At 70.9% G+C, this 12,594-nt stretch carries 11 protein-coding genes and 1 tRNA gene; 4 read left to right on the forward strand and 8 right to left on the reverse strand.

All coding sequences use genetic code 11. The features are described from left to right. From FQY64_RS09285 to FQY64_RS09295, 3 genes are all read left to right on the forward strand, one after another. The coding region (locus tag FQY64_RS09285; RefSeq protein ID WP_222431775.1) for a hypothetical protein at positions 1-696 on the forward strand (696 nt) is incomplete at its 5' end. Between the two features lie 79 nt (positions 697-775). After that, complete coding sequence (gene dxs, locus FQY64_RS09290; protein ID WP_146474032.1) at positions 776-2,683, forward strand: 1-deoxy-D-xylulose-5-phosphate synthase; 1,908 nt, start codon at positions 776-778, stop codon at positions 2,681-2,683. Between the two features lie 67 nt (positions 2,684-2,750). Beyond that, on the forward strand, positions 2,751-3,752 hold the full coding sequence (locus FQY64_RS09295) for a TraB/GumN family protein (RefSeq protein WP_146473989.1): 1,002 nt from the start codon (positions 2,751-2,753) through the stop codon (positions 3,750-3,752). A gap of 34 nt (positions 3,753-3,786) precedes the next feature. On the opposite strand, the gene FQY64_RS09300 is transcribed toward FQY64_RS09295, so the two are convergent. Next, positions 3,787-5,196, reverse strand: coding sequence for a sugar porter family MFS transporter (locus tag FQY64_RS09300; RefSeq protein WP_146473990.1), 1,410 nt, complete (start codon positions 5,194-5,196; stop codon positions 3,787-3,789). Between the two features lie 251 nt (positions 5,197-5,447). On the opposite strand from FQY64_RS09300, the gene FQY64_RS09305 reads away from it, so the two are divergent. Further along, positions 5,448-7,055 carry a PAS domain S-box protein gene (locus tag FQY64_RS09305; protein ID WP_146473991.1) on the forward strand — a complete coding sequence of 536 codons (1,608 nt, stop codon included), beginning with the start codon at positions 5,448-5,450 and terminating at the stop codon, positions 7,053-7,055. Between the two features lie 93 nt (positions 7,056-7,148). Here the strand turns inward: FQY64_RS09305 and FQY64_RS09310 are convergent. The 7 genes from FQY64_RS09310 to rpmI form a co-directional block, all read right to left on the reverse strand. Next, positions 7,149-7,225, reverse strand: a tRNA-Pro gene (locus tag FQY64_RS09310). A 126-nt stretch (positions 7,226-7,351) separates the two neighbouring features. Next, positions 7,352-7,708 (reverse strand): MerR family transcriptional regulator, encoded by a 357-nt coding sequence (locus FQY64_RS09315; protein WP_146473992.1) that lies wholly within the window; start codon positions 7,706-7,708, stop codon positions 7,352-7,354. Beyond that, on the reverse strand, positions 7,689-7,988 hold the full coding sequence (locus FQY64_RS09320; protein WP_146474033.1) for an integration host factor subunit alpha: 300 nt from the start codon (positions 7,986-7,988) through the stop codon (positions 7,689-7,691). The genes FQY64_RS09315 and FQY64_RS09320 overlap by 20 nt, the downstream gene beginning before the upstream one ends. Before the next feature lie 24 nt (positions 7,989-8,012). Beyond that, on the reverse strand, positions 8,013-10,385 hold the full coding sequence (pheT, locus tag FQY64_RS09325; RefSeq protein WP_146473993.1) for a phenylalanine--tRNA ligase subunit beta: 2,373 nt from the start codon (positions 10,383-10,385) through the stop codon (positions 8,013-8,015). Positions 10,386-10,589: 204 nt separating this feature from the next. Further along, on the reverse strand, positions 10,590-11,585 hold the full coding sequence (gene pheS / locus FQY64_RS09330; RefSeq protein WP_146473994.1) for a phenylalanine--tRNA ligase subunit alpha: 996 nt from the start codon (positions 11,583-11,585) through the stop codon (positions 10,590-10,592). 185 nt (positions 11,586-11,770) lie between these two features. Beyond that, entirely contained in the window at positions 11,771-12,127 is a 357-nt protein-coding gene (gene rplT / locus FQY64_RS09335) for a 50S ribosomal protein L20 (RefSeq protein WP_146473995.1), read from the reverse strand. A gap of 13 nt (positions 12,128-12,140) precedes the next feature. After that, complete coding sequence (gene rpmI / locus FQY64_RS09340) at positions 12,141-12,338, reverse strand: 50S ribosomal protein L35 (protein WP_027083463.1); 198 nt, start codon at positions 12,336-12,338, stop codon at positions 12,141-12,143. Between the last annotated feature and the right edge of the window lie 256 nt (positions 12,339-12,594).

Raw genomic sequence — 12,594 nt, forward strand, 5'->3', positions numbered from 1 at the left:
GCAGCGCCCGCCCCGCCCCCGCCGCCGCGCGCGCCGGAACCCGCAACGCCCGCCGCCCCCGCCGCCCCCGTCGCCCCCGCCGCGCCGACGGCCGTCGAGGACGCCGGAACCGCCGCACCGGCACCGGTCCTCGAGGACGGCCCGCGACCGTTCGCGCACTGGCTGCGCGACGGCCTCGGCGGTCGCAGGCGCCTGCGACGCGGCGAGCTCACCGTGCTGATCGACTTCGACCAGCGCCAGTACCACGCCGGCACCGCGCTCAAGCCGCTCGCGCCGCTGTTCGAGGGCACCGTCGCGGCGGACGATTTCGAACCGGTGAGCGAAGCGCAATGGGCCGAGGAAAGCGCGCGGCGCGGCGATGCGCAGCCGCTGACCCGGCTGATCTGGTTCGGCGGCCTGCTGGCCGGCCACGGCGCGCTGCCGGACGAGTATCCGGCCGATCAGAAATTCCGCCTGGTCAAGTGGCCGCAGACCGAGCGCGAGTACCCCAAGCACTTCCGCATCGCGACCGTGATGATGAAAGCGCCCGCCACGCTCGGCGAGGTGGTCGAGGCCAGCGGCGTCACCGCCAGCGAGGTCGCCGACTTCATCAACGCCAATCTCGCGACCGGGTACGCCGAGGCCGTGCGCGAGCCGGAGCCGGCGCCGGAGCCGGCCAAGCCCGGCGGCCTGTTCGGCCGCCTGCGCGGACGCTGAGCCGGGCCCGCCCGCGTTCGCCTTGCCCCGCCGCAGCCGCGGCGGGACAATTGCGCGCTTGGCCTCACAGTCCCCCGCGATGATCGACCCTCAGCGCTACCCGCGCCTCTCGCGCATTGCCGTCCCCGCCGATCTGCGCCAGTTCCCCGAGGAGGAGCTGCCCGCGATCGCGTCGGAGCTGCGCGAGTACCTGATCGAGCAGGTCGCCAAGGTCGGCGGCCACTTCGGCGCGGGGCTCGGCGTGATCGAGCTGACGGTCGCGCTGCACTACCTCTACGACACCCCGGTCGACCGGCTGGTGTGGGACGTCGGCCACCAGTGCTATCCGCACAAGATCCTCACCGGCCGCCGCGACGTCATCCACACCGTCAAGCAGAAGGACGGCGTGGCGCCGTTCCCGAAGCGCGACGAGAGCGAGTACGACACCTTCGGCGTCGGCCACAGTTCCACCAGCATCTCCGCCGCGCTCGGCATGGCGATCGCGCTGCAGCGCCGCGGCGACGACCGCCGCATCGTGGCGGTGATCGGCGACGGCGCGATGACCGCGGGCATGGCCTACGAGGCGCTCAACCACGCCGGCGGCATGGACCCCGAGCCGAACCTGCTGGTGATCCTCAACGACAACCAGATGTCGATCTCCGAGAACGTCGGCGGGCTCACCAAGATGCTCGGCCGGCTCTCCGGCAGCCGCACGCTCAACGCGCTGCGCGAGGGTGGCAAGAAGCTGCTCGGCGACAAGAACAGCGCGCCGGCGAAATTCGTGCGCCGCTGGGAGGAGCACTGGAAGGGCATGTTCGTGCCCTCCACCCTGTTCGAGGAGATGGGCTTCCACTACACCGGCCCGATCGACGGCCACGACCTGCCGGCGCTGCTGTCCACGCTGAAGACGCTGCAGACGCTCAAGGGCCCGCAACTGCTGCACATCATCACCACCAAGGGCAAGGGCTACGAGCTGGCCGAAGGCGACCAGATCGGCTACCACGCCGTGTCGCCGTTCGACCCGGCCACCGGCATGGTCGCCAAGCCCGGCGCGAAGAAGCCGACCTACACCGACGTGTTCGGCGACTGGCTGTGCGACATGGCCGCCGCCGATCCGCGCCTGATGGGCATCACTCCGGCGATGCGCGAAGGCTCGGGCCTGGTGCGCTTCAGCAAGGAATATCCGGAGCGCTACTTCGACGTCGCCATCGCCGAGCAGCACGCGGTGACGCTCGCCGCCGGCATGGCCTGCGAGGGCGCCAAGCCGGTGGTCGCGATCTACTCGACCTTCCTGCAGCGCGCGTACGACCAGCTCGTGCACGACGTCGCGATCCAGGAGCTCGACGTGCTGTTCGCGATCGACCGCGGCGGCGTGGTCGGCCCGGACGGCGCGACGCACGCCGGCAATCTCGACCTCAGCTACCTGCGCTGCGTGCCGAACATGGTGGTGATGGCGCCGGCCGACGAGGACGAGTGCCGCAGGATGCTCAGCACCGGCTTCCGCTACGAGGGCCCGGCGGCGGTGCGCTACCCGCGCGGCACCGGCCCGGGCGTGGCGGTGCAGCCGACGCTGGAGGGCGTGCCGTTCGGCAAGGCGCAACTGCGCCGGCGCGGCGCGCGCATCGCGCTGCTGGCGTTCGGCGCGGTGGTGCCGGCCGCCGAGCAGGTCGGCGAGGCGCTCGACCTCACCGTCGTCAACATGCGCTTCGTCAAGCCGCTCGACCGCGAGCTGGTGCTGGAGATGGCGCGCACGCACGAGGGGCTGGTGACGATCGAGGACAACGTGGTCGCCGGCGGTGCCGGCTCGGGCGTGGCCGAACTGCTGGCCGCCGAAGGCCTTGCGGTGCCGATCGTGCACCTGGGCCTGCCGGACGAGTTCCAGGCGCACGGCACGCGCGAGCAGTTGCTGGCCGAAGCCGGCCTCGACGCCGACGGCATCCGCGCCGCCATCCTGCGCCGCTGGCCGATGCCGAGCGCCGGTCCGCGCCCGGCCGCCGCCGCGGGCTGACGGAACTTCGCCGCGCGCGGGCGGTCCCATCCGCCGCGCCACGGTCGGCGCGCCACTCCTGCCCTCGATGCGAACCCTGCTCGCCGCTCTCGCGCTGTGCGCCGGTCTGGCCCACGCGCAAACCGCCCCTGCGCCGGCATCGGCCGAGGACACTCCGGTGCGCGAGCACGAGGCCGTGGTGGTCACCGGCGTGCAGCCCGGCCCCGGCCTGTGGAAGGTCCGCCACGGCGGCAACACGTTGTGGATCCTCGGCACCCTGACGCCGCTGCCGAAAGATTTCGAATGGCTTTCGCGCGACGTCGAAGCGGTGATCGGCCAGGCCGACGAGGTGCTGGGCGCGCCGTCGCTGGTGGTCGGCAGCGACATCGGCTTCTTCCGCGGCCTCACCCTGCTGCCGGCGGCGATGAAGGCGCGCAACAACCCCGACGGCGCGCGCCTGCGGGACGTGCTGCCGCCCGCGCTGTACGCGCGCTGGCAGCCGCTGAAGACGCGCTACTTCGGCAACGACGACGACATCGAAAAGCGTCGCCCGGCCTACGCCGCGACCGAACTGTACGAGAAGGCGATCCGCCGCGCCGGCCTGCGCACGGGGGGCATCGTCGGGCCGGTGGTGGCCAAGGCGGCCAAGCGACGCGGCCTGAAGATCACGCCGGTGCAGGTCAAGATCGCCGTCGCCGATCCGCGCACGACGCTGCGCGAATTCAACCGCACGCCGCTGAACGACATCGAGTGCTTCGCGCGCATGCTCGACCGCGTCGAACTCGACGTCGCCACCCTGCGCGACCGCGCCAATGCGTGGGCGGTCGGCGATATCGATGCGCTGCGCGCGCAGCCCGTCCCGAACGCCTACCAGACGTGCATGAACGCGTTCTCCGAAACCGCGCTGGCGAAGAAACTCGGCATCGGCGACCCGTTCGTCCAGGTGCGGGAGGCCTGGGTGGCGCAGGCGCGCAAGTCGCTGGAGCGCAACGCGGTCACCTTCGCCACGCTGCCGATGACCGACCTGCTGGCGCCCGACGGCCCGCTGGAGCGGCTGCGCGCGCTCGGCTACGAGATCGAGGCGCCGTAACGCCGCAGGCGCGCGACCGGCGCGCCCGCCGCGCTCAGTCGCGCATGTCCTCCAGTTCGATCCCTTTCGTCTCGCGCGCGGCGACCAGCACGAACACCAGCGACAGCAAGGCGAAGCTCGCGTACAGGCCGTAGGCGAACGACAGGCCGATTTCCGCCAGCATCGGGAACGTGGTGGTGATGGCGAAGTTCGCCAGCCACTGCGCGGCGGCGGCGACCGCCAGCGCGATGGCGCGGATGCGGTTGGGGAACATCTCGCCAAGCAGCACCCACACCACCGGCCCCCAGCTCACGCCGAAGAACACCACGTACAGGTTGGCCGCCACCAGCGCCACCGGGCCGATGCCTTCGGGCAGGGTCAGCCCGGTGGGCCCCACCGTCGCGCGCGAGAAGCACCACGCCATCACCGCCAGGGTCGCGGTCATTCCGGCCGAGCCGACCACCAGCAGCGGCTTGCGCCCCACCTTGTCCACCAGCGAGAACGCCACCAGCGTCACCAGCACGTTGGTGATCGAGGTCAGCACGGTGATGGTGAGCGCGTCGGCCTCGCTGAAGCCGACCGAACGCCACAGCGTGGCGGAGTAGTAGAAGATCACGTTGATGCCGACGAACTGCTGGAACACCGACAGCAGCAGGCCGATCCACACCACCGGCAGCAGCCCGCCGCCCGGCTTCAGCAGATCGCGCAGCCGGGGGCGCTCGCGGTGACGCAGGCTGTCGCGGATGTCCGCCACCTTGCGTTCCAGGGCCTCGGCTTCCAGGCCGAGCATCCGCCGCAGCACCTCGCCGGCGCGCGCGGTGTCGCCCCGCGCCACCAGGTAGCGCGGCGACTCCGGCAGGCGCGCGGTCACCACGCCGTACAGCACCGCAGGCAGCGCCAGCGCGAGGAACATCCAGCGCCACGCCTCCAGCCCCCACCACAGCGGCTTGGAGGCACCGCCCGCGAGCGCCGCCAGCCAGGCGTCCGACAGCAGCGCGGCGAAGATGCCGAGCACGATCGCCAACTGCTGCATCGACCCCAGCCGCCCGCGCGCGGCGGCGGGCGCCACCTCGGCGATGTAGGCCGGCGCGATCACCGACGCCATGCCCACCCCCAGCCCGCCCACGAAGCGCCACAGGATCAGATCCCACACGCCGTACACCAGCCCGCAGCCGAGCGCGCTGGCCAGCAGCAGCAGCGCGGCCACGCGCATCGTCAGCACCCGCCCCACGCGGTCCGCCAGCGGGCCCGCGTACCACGCGCCGACCGCCGAGCCGACCAGCGCGCAGGACACCGCGAAGCCCGTCAGTTGCGCGCCGAGCGCGAACTGCGCCCGCACCGCGTCCACGGTGCCGTTGATCACCGCCGTATCGAAGCCGAACAGGAAACCGCCCAGCGCCGCGGCCAACGCCGCCAGCACCACGCGCGCCGAGCCGAGTGCAGGATGTGCCGTCGTCGAAGCCATGAAGCGTCCCCGCTGCCGAATGCGCGGCGATGGTGCGGTCGCCGGCCCGATGCGGCAATGCGATCGGCTGTACGGAAGCGGATCGGCGGCGATGAATTCGATTGCAATTGGGCGACCCGGCCCCATCCGGATGGGCACCTGCCGCAGTGCAGCACGGCCCGGGCGCGGCCGGCCGTATCTTCATGCACCGCCAACGGGCCCTGCCGTGAAATTCCCGTTACGGCCCACCGCCGACCTTTCAGGGGGAATCCATGACCGTACCGAACGCCGCCACCGGCCGGCTCGAACTGCTCAGCAGCGAGCGCCGCTTCCAACTGCTGGTGGAGGCCGTAAAGGACTATGCGATCTACCTGCTCGACGCCGAGGGCTACATCGTCAGTTGGAACACCGGCGCCCAGCGCTTCAAGGGCTACACCGCCGACGAGATCCTCGGCCAGCACTTCTCGCGCTTCTACACCGAGGAGGACCGCGCGACCGGACTGCCGCAGCGCGCGCTGCGGATCGCCGCCGAGGAGGGCCGGTTCGAAGCGGAGGGCTGGCGCGTGCGCAAGGACGGCAGCCGCTTCTGGACCAGCGTGGTGATCGATCCGGTGCTCGACCAGGACGGCACCCTGATCGGTTTCGCCAAGATCACCCGCGACATCACCGAACGCCGCCGCGCGCAGGAGGAGATCGAAGCCGCGCGCGTGGCGCTGATGCAGGCGCAGAAGATGGAGGCGGTCGGCCGGCTCACCGGCGGCGTCGCGCACGACTTCAACAACCTGCTGACGATCATCCGCGCCTCGGTCGGCATGCTCCGCCGCCCCGACCTGCCGGAGGAGCGGCGCCGCCGCTACATCGACGCGATCGCCGACACCGCCGAGCGCGCCACCACCCTGACCGGCCAACTGCTGGCGTTCGCGCGCAAGCAGCCGATGAAACGCGCGCTGTTCGACGTCGGCGAGCGCATCGAAGGCATGCGGCAGTTGCTGACCACCACGCTCGGCTCGCCGGTGGCGCTGCAGATCCACGCCGATCCGCACACCGGCTGCGTGGAGTCGGACCCGCACCAGTTCGAAAGCGCGGTGCTCAACATCGCCATCAACGCGCGCGATGCGATGCCCGACGGCGGCATCCTCGCGATCCGCACCTACGCCGTCGCCGAGCCGCCGAAGCCGCTGGGCCTGCCCGCCGGCCGCTACGTGGCGGTGGAACTGACCGACACCGGCTGCGGTATCGATGCGGAGACCCTGCAGCACGTCTTCGAGCCGTTCTTCACCACCAAGGAGGTGAACAAGGGCACGGGGCTCGGGCTCAGCCAGGTGCACGGCTTCGTCAAGCAGTCCGGAGGCGAGATCACCGTGCGCAGCGAGGTCGGGCGCGGCACCACCTTCACCCTCTACCTGCCGCAGGTGCAGGCGGCCACCGGTCCATGCGCCGTGCCCGCGGAAGACACCGACGCGGCGCAGCCCCCGAAAGCCGGCCATGTGCTGCTGGTGGAGGACAACGAGGCGGTGGGCACGTTCGCGACCGATCTGCTCGACGAACTCGGGCAGTCGGTGAGCTGGGCGCGCGACGCGCAGCAGGCGATCGACCTGCTGTCGGAAGGCGAGCCGGCGTTCGACCTGGTGCTCACCGACGTGGTGATGCCGGGCATGACCGGTCTGGAGCTGGCGAAGCTGATCCGCGCGCGCTGGCCCAAGCTGCCGGTCGTGCTGATGAGCGGCTACAGCCACGTGCTCGCCGAGGAGGGCAGCCATGGCTTCGACCTGCTGCAGAAGCCGTACACCGTCGAGGACCTGCAGGCCGTCCTGGCCCGGCACGGCAACCGCCGTGCGGCCGCGAACGAGGACTTCACGCCCGCCTCGGCCGCGCGCTGAAACGCCCCGGCGCCGGCCGCCATCGCCGGCCTGCGCGGTCACCGAAACGACGACGGCCAGCCTGCGCGGCTGGCCATCGTGCGTTTTGCGGGTTGGTCGGGGTAGCCGGATTCGAACCGACGACCACCAGTCCCCCAGACTGGTGCGCTACCAGGCTGCGCTATACCCCGACACGAAGCCTTGCTGAAGCGGACGCGCAGTATAACCCGGAACCGTCGGCGTCCGCGTGCCGGCATGCCGATCCGCGACGGGCGCGCCGGCCCGCGACGCGGCCGCGCCGCCGGCGCATCGCGCGCTCACCGCCGCAGCAGTTGCAGCACTTCCTCCAACTCCATCCGCACCTGGCGGATGATCTGCGCGCTGAGCGCCGCCTCGGTCTTGCCCGTCTCGCCTTCCAGGCGCTGACGCGCACCGCCGATCGTGTAGCCCTGTTCGTACAGCAGCGAGCGGATCTGCCGCACCATCAGCACCTCGTGGCGCTGGTAGTAGCGACGGTTGCCGCGCCGCTTCACCGGGTTGAGCATCGGAAACTCGGTTTCCCAGTAGCGCAGCACGTGCGGTTTGACGTCGCACAGCTCGCTGACCTCACCGATGGTGAAGTAGCGCTTGGCCGGGATCGGCGGAAGCTCGCGGTTACTGCCCGGATCCAGCATAGGCCTCCACGCGCTCCTTCAGCTTCTGTCCGGGACGGAAGGTCACCACCGTGCGGGCCGAGATCGGGATCTCCTGGCCGGTCTTCGGATTGCGGCCCGGTCGCTGGTTCTTGCGCCGCAGGTCGAAGTTGCCGAAGCCCGACAGCTTCACCTGCCGCCCGGCCTCCAGCGCCTCGCGCAGCGCGTCGAAGAACGCGTCGACGAATTCCTTCGCCTCGCGCTTGTTGAGGCCAACCTCGTCGAACAGACGTTCGGCCATTTCAGCCTTGGTCAGAGCCACTGCCATCCCCTGTCGTCTGGCCGGTCAGGACCGGATCCTGGCGCCGTGCTCGCGCTCCAGGGCGCTCATCACGGCGGCCACTGCAGTATCCACGTCGCGGTCGGTCAGGGTGCGGGATTCCTCCTGCAGAATCAAGCCGGTAGCCAGACTCCTGAATCCTGTTTCGACCCCCTTGCCCTGGTAGCGGTCGAACAGCACCAGATCGCGCAGCGACGGCCCGGCGGCCGCGCGGATGGTGGCCTCCAGCGCGCTCCACGGCACCGTCTCGGCGACGACGAACGCGAGATCCCGGCGGACGGACGGATACTTCGATCCGGCCCGCGCGCGCGGCAGCGGCCGGCTCAGCAGCGGCTCGAGGTCGAGTTCGAAGGCGACCACCGCATGGTCGAGGTCCAGCCTGCGCAGCAGGCGCGGGTGCAGCTCGGCGATGAAGCCGATCGCGCGACCCTCGCGCAGCACTTCGGCCGCACGGCCCGGATGGGCCCAGGCCGGCGTCGCGGGGCGGTATTCGAGCGTCGCGCCGCACAGCGCGGCCAGGCTGTCGAGATCGCCCTTGAGGTCGTGGAAGCCGACCGCGCGCGCCGGCAGACCCCACTGCTCCGCATCCGCCTGGCCGCAGGCGACCGCGGCCACGCGCGGCGTCTCGCGCGGCGCCTCGCCGTCGGCGCCGGCCGCGAACACCCGGCCCAGCTCGAACAGCCGCACCCGCGTCTGCTGACGGGCGACGTTGCGCGCAAGCGCCGCCACCAGCCCCGGCAGCAGCCGCGTGCGCATCACCGCCAGCTCCGCGCTCAGCGGATTGGCGAGCGGCACCGCCTGCGCGGAGGCATCCCACGCCTCCAGCAGCGCGGCGTCCACGAACGCGAAGTTCACCGCCTCCAGGAAGTCGCGCGCGGCCAGGTGGCGACGCAGTTCGTCCTCGTCGACGCGCGTCTCGCTCGCCACGCGCAGCGGCACGGTGCCCTGCGGCAGCGTCGCCGGCACCGCGTCGTAGCCGTGGATGCGGGCGATCTCCTCGATCAGATCCTCCTCGATCGCCACGTCGAAACGCCGCGTCGGCGCCCGCACCGACCAGCCCTCGGCATCCGCGCTCACCTCGAACCCGAGTGCGCGCAGGATGCGCTCGACTTCGTCATCGCCGATCGTCAGCCCGAGCACGCGCGCCAGCCGCGCGCGGCGCAGCCGCACGCACGCACGCCGCGGCAGGTGCTCGGGCAGCGCCGCTTCCACCACCGGCCCCGGCGTTCCGCCGGCCTGATCGAGGATCAGCCGCGTCGCGTACTCCAGCGCCAGGCGCGGCAACTCCGGATCGACGCCGCGCTCGAAGCGGTGCGAGGCATCGGTGTGCATGCCGAGCCGGCGCGCGCGGCCGATGATGGCGCTCGGCGCGAAATGTGCCGATTCCAGGAACACGTTGCGCGTGGCTCCGGTCACCCGCGTATCGAAGCCGCCCATCACCCCGGCCAGCGCGACCGCGCGCTCGGCATCGGTGATGACGAGGAACTCGCCGTCCAGCGCGACCTCGCGGCCGTCGAGCAAGGTCAGCGTCTCGCCGTCGCGCGCGCGCCGCACGCCGACCGGGCCGCGCAGCGCGTCGCGGTCGAACGCGTGCATCGGCTGGCCCAGTTCGAGCATGACGTACTGGGTGACGTCGACCAGGAACGACACCGGGCGCACGCCGGCGCGGCGCAGGCGCTCGGCCATCCAGACCGGCGTCGGCACGCCGGCATCGACGCCCTCGATCACGCGCCCGCAGTAGCGCGGCGCGTCGGCGCCCGCGTGCAGCTCGACCGGCAGCGCGGCCGAGGATCGCGCCGCCACCGGCGCCACGTCGAGCGGCTCCACCTGCGCGCCGAGCGCGGCGGCGACGTCGTAGGCGATGCCGCGCACGCTGAAGCAGTCGGCGCGGTTGGGCGTGAGCTTCAGCTCGAAGCGCGCATCGGGCAGGCCGAGATACTCCGCCAGCGGCGTGCCGATGGGCGCATCGTCCGGCAGTTCGAGCAGGCCGGAAGCATCCTCGTCCAGTCCCAGCTCCTTCGCCGAGCAGAGCATGCCGTGCGATTCCACCCCGCGCAGCTTCGCCGCCTTGATCGTCAGCGCACCGACCTGCGCGCCGATCGTCGCCAGCGGCGCGACCAGCCCCGGGCGCGCGTTCGGCGCGCCGCACACGATCTGCAGCCGCTCGCGACCGGTGTCGACCTGGCACACCTGCAGACGGTCGGCTTCCGGGTGCTTCGCGCACTCGACGATGCGCGCCACGGTCACGCCATCGAGCGTGCCACCGAGTTCGGCGACCTCCTCGACCTCCAGGCCGATCGCCGTCAGCGCCGCGGCGAGTCGCTCGCGGTCGGCGTCGATGCGGACGTGCTGGCGCAGCCAGTTCTCGCTGAATTTCATGAATAGAGTCGGGAATCGGGAATCGGGAATCGGGAATCGGGAATCGGGAATCGAGAATCGAGAATCGAGAATCGAGAATCGGGAATCGAGAATCGAGAATCGAGAATCGAGAATCGAGAATCGGGATCGGGAATCAGGAGTCGGAGTGGTGAAGCCGGGACCTTGCCGTGCCGCTCGAACGATTCCCGATTCCCGATTCCCGCCTTACGCGAACTGCCTCAGGAAGCGCACGTCGTTGTCGAAGAAGCTGCGCAGATCGTCCACGCCGTAGCGCAGCATCGCGAAGCGCTCCACGCCCATGCCGAACGCGAAGCCGGTGTAGCGCTCCGGATCGATGCCGACGTTGCGCAGCACGTTCGGATGCACCATGCCGCAGCCGAGCACTTCCAGCCAGCGCGTGCTGCCGTCCGGCTGCTTCCAGGCGATGTCGACTTCCGCCGACGGCTCGGTGAAGGGGAAGTAGCTCGGGCGGAAGCGCATCGCGAGCTCCTGCTCGAAGAACGCGCGCACGAACTCGACCAGCGTGCCCTTGAGGTCGGCGAAGGTCGCGTGCTCGTCCACCAGCAGGCCTTCGACCTGGTGGAACATCGGCGAATGGGTCTGGTCCGAGTCGCTGCGGTACACCTTGCCCGGCGCGATCATGCGCAGCGGCGGGCGGTGCGTCTGCATGTAGCGCACCTGCACGCCGGAGGTGTGCGTGCGCAGCAGGCGGCCGTCGCCGAAGTAGAAGGTGTCGTGCATCGCCCGCGCCGGATGGTGCGGCGGGAAGTTGAGCGCCTCGAAGTTGTGCCAGTCGTCCTCGATCTCGGGGCCGTCGGCCACCTCGTAGCCCAGGCGGGCGAAGATCTGCGCGATGCGCGCCATCGTGCGGCTGATCGGATGCAGGCCGCCGCGCTGCGGACGCACGCCCGGCAGGGTCACGTCGATCGTCTCCTGCGCCAGCCGCGCGTCGAGCGCGGCGGCCTCGAGCAGCGCCCTGCGCTCCTGCAGCGCCGCGGTGATCGCATCGCGCGCGCGGTTGATCGCTTCGCCCGCGGCTTTGCGCTGCTCCGCCGGCAGCGCACCGAGCTGCTTGAGCTGCGCGGTGACGGTGCCGCTCTTGCCGAGCAGGGCCACGCGCAGCGCCTCCAGCGCATCCGGCGTTTCCGCCGCCGCGATGTCCGCCAGCGCTTTGCGCGTCAGTTCTTCCGTTTCCATCATGGCTTGGGCCTTGTCATGCATCGCTCGACCGCCGCGCCGCGCGCCGGCCGCCCGAATCCCGAATCCCGAATCCCGAATCCCGGCATTAGAAACGAACATGGGGAAGGACTTGCGCCCTTCCCCATGCGGAGGCTTCCGTTGAGAAGCGCGCCCCGGGGCGCGGCTTCTCGCAGAGGGACCTGCACTTACGCGAGCGCGCTCTTCGCCTTCTCCGCCAGCGCGGCAAACCCCTGCGCGTCGTGCACGGCGATGTCCGCCAGCACCTTGCGGTCGAGGGTGATGCCGGCCTTCTGCAGACCGTTCATGAAGCGGCTGTAGCTCATGCCGTTGATGCGGGCCGCCGCGTTGATGCGGGTGATCCACAGCGAACGGAAGTTGCGCTTCTTCTGCTTGCGGCCGATGTAGGCGTACTGCAGCGCCTTGGTGACCGCCTGCTTGGCGACGCGGAAGACCTTGCGGCGGGCGTTGTAGTAACCCTTGGCCTGCTTGAGGATCTTCTTGTGACGGCGGCGCGCCATCACGCCACGCTTGACTCGTGCCATGACTTAGCCCTCCTCAGAGATACGGCAGCATGCGGTCCAGGCGGCCGGCATCCTCGGCGCGGACGTGGTTCGTCTGCCGCAGGTTGCGCTTCCGCTTGGTCGCCTTCTTGGTGAGGATGTGGCTCTTGTTGGCGTGGCCGCACTTGTACTTGCCGGAAGCGGTCTTCCGGAAGCGCTTGGCCGCCGCCCGATTGGTCTTGATCTTGGGCATCGGAATGTCCTTTCGGATGGTTCTTGACAGGCCTGGGCGGTGGCAGCGCCACACTCTCCGTCCTTGCCCCTGCCGGCGTGGAGTCGCGATCGAGCGATGGCGACGGGTCCTCGGCGCCTGACGGCGCGCCCGGTCGCAACCGGGCCGCGCATTATGCCTGCCCCGTGAAAGCCTTGCAAATCAGCCGGTTCCCCGGCCCGACGGCGGTGCGCATGGGCGCGGCCGCCCGCCGCAGGAGCGGCTTCGGCCGCGGACC

The organism is Vulcaniibacterium thermophilum (assembly GCF_007923255.1).
GTDB classification, from domain to species: Bacteria; Pseudomonadota; Gammaproteobacteria; order Xanthomonadales; family Xanthomonadaceae; genus Lysobacter_F; species Lysobacter_F thermophilum.

Bases quoted from the DNA above. Each gene is read 5' to 3' on its own strand.
- FQY64_RS09295 (WP_146473989.1), top strand. From the start codon at position 2,751: ATGCGAACCCTGCTCGCCGCTCTCGCGCTGTGCGCCGGTCTGGCCCAC.
- dxs (WP_146474032.1), top strand. From the start codon at position 776: ATGATCGACCCTCAGCGCTACCCGCGCCTCTCGCGCATTGCCGTCCCC.
- FQY64_RS09305 (WP_146473991.1), top strand. From the start codon at position 5,448: ATGACCGTACCGAACGCCGCCACCGGCCGGCTCGAACTGCTCAGCAGC.
- FQY64_RS09300 (WP_146473990.1), bottom strand. From the start codon at position 5,196: ATGGCTTCGACGACGGCACATCCTGCACTCGGCTCGGCGCGCGTGGTG.
- pheS (WP_146473994.1), bottom strand. From the start codon at position 11,585: ATGATGGAAACGGAAGAACTGACGCGCAAAGCGCTGGCGGACATCGCG.
- rplT (WP_146473995.1), bottom strand. From the start codon at position 12,127: ATGGCACGAGTCAAGCGTGGCGTGATGGCGCGCCGCCGTCACAAGAAG.
- pheT (WP_146473993.1), bottom strand. From the start codon at position 10,385: ATGAAATTCAGCGAGAACTGGCTGCGCCAGCACGTCCGCATCGACGCC.
- rpmI (WP_027083463.1), bottom strand. From the start codon at position 12,338: ATGCCCAAGATCAAGACCAATCGGGCGGCGGCCAAGCGCTTCCGGAAG.
- FQY64_RS09315 (WP_146473992.1), bottom strand. From the start codon at position 7,708: ATGCTGGATCCGGGCAGTAACCGCGAGCTTCCGCCGATCCCGGCCAAG.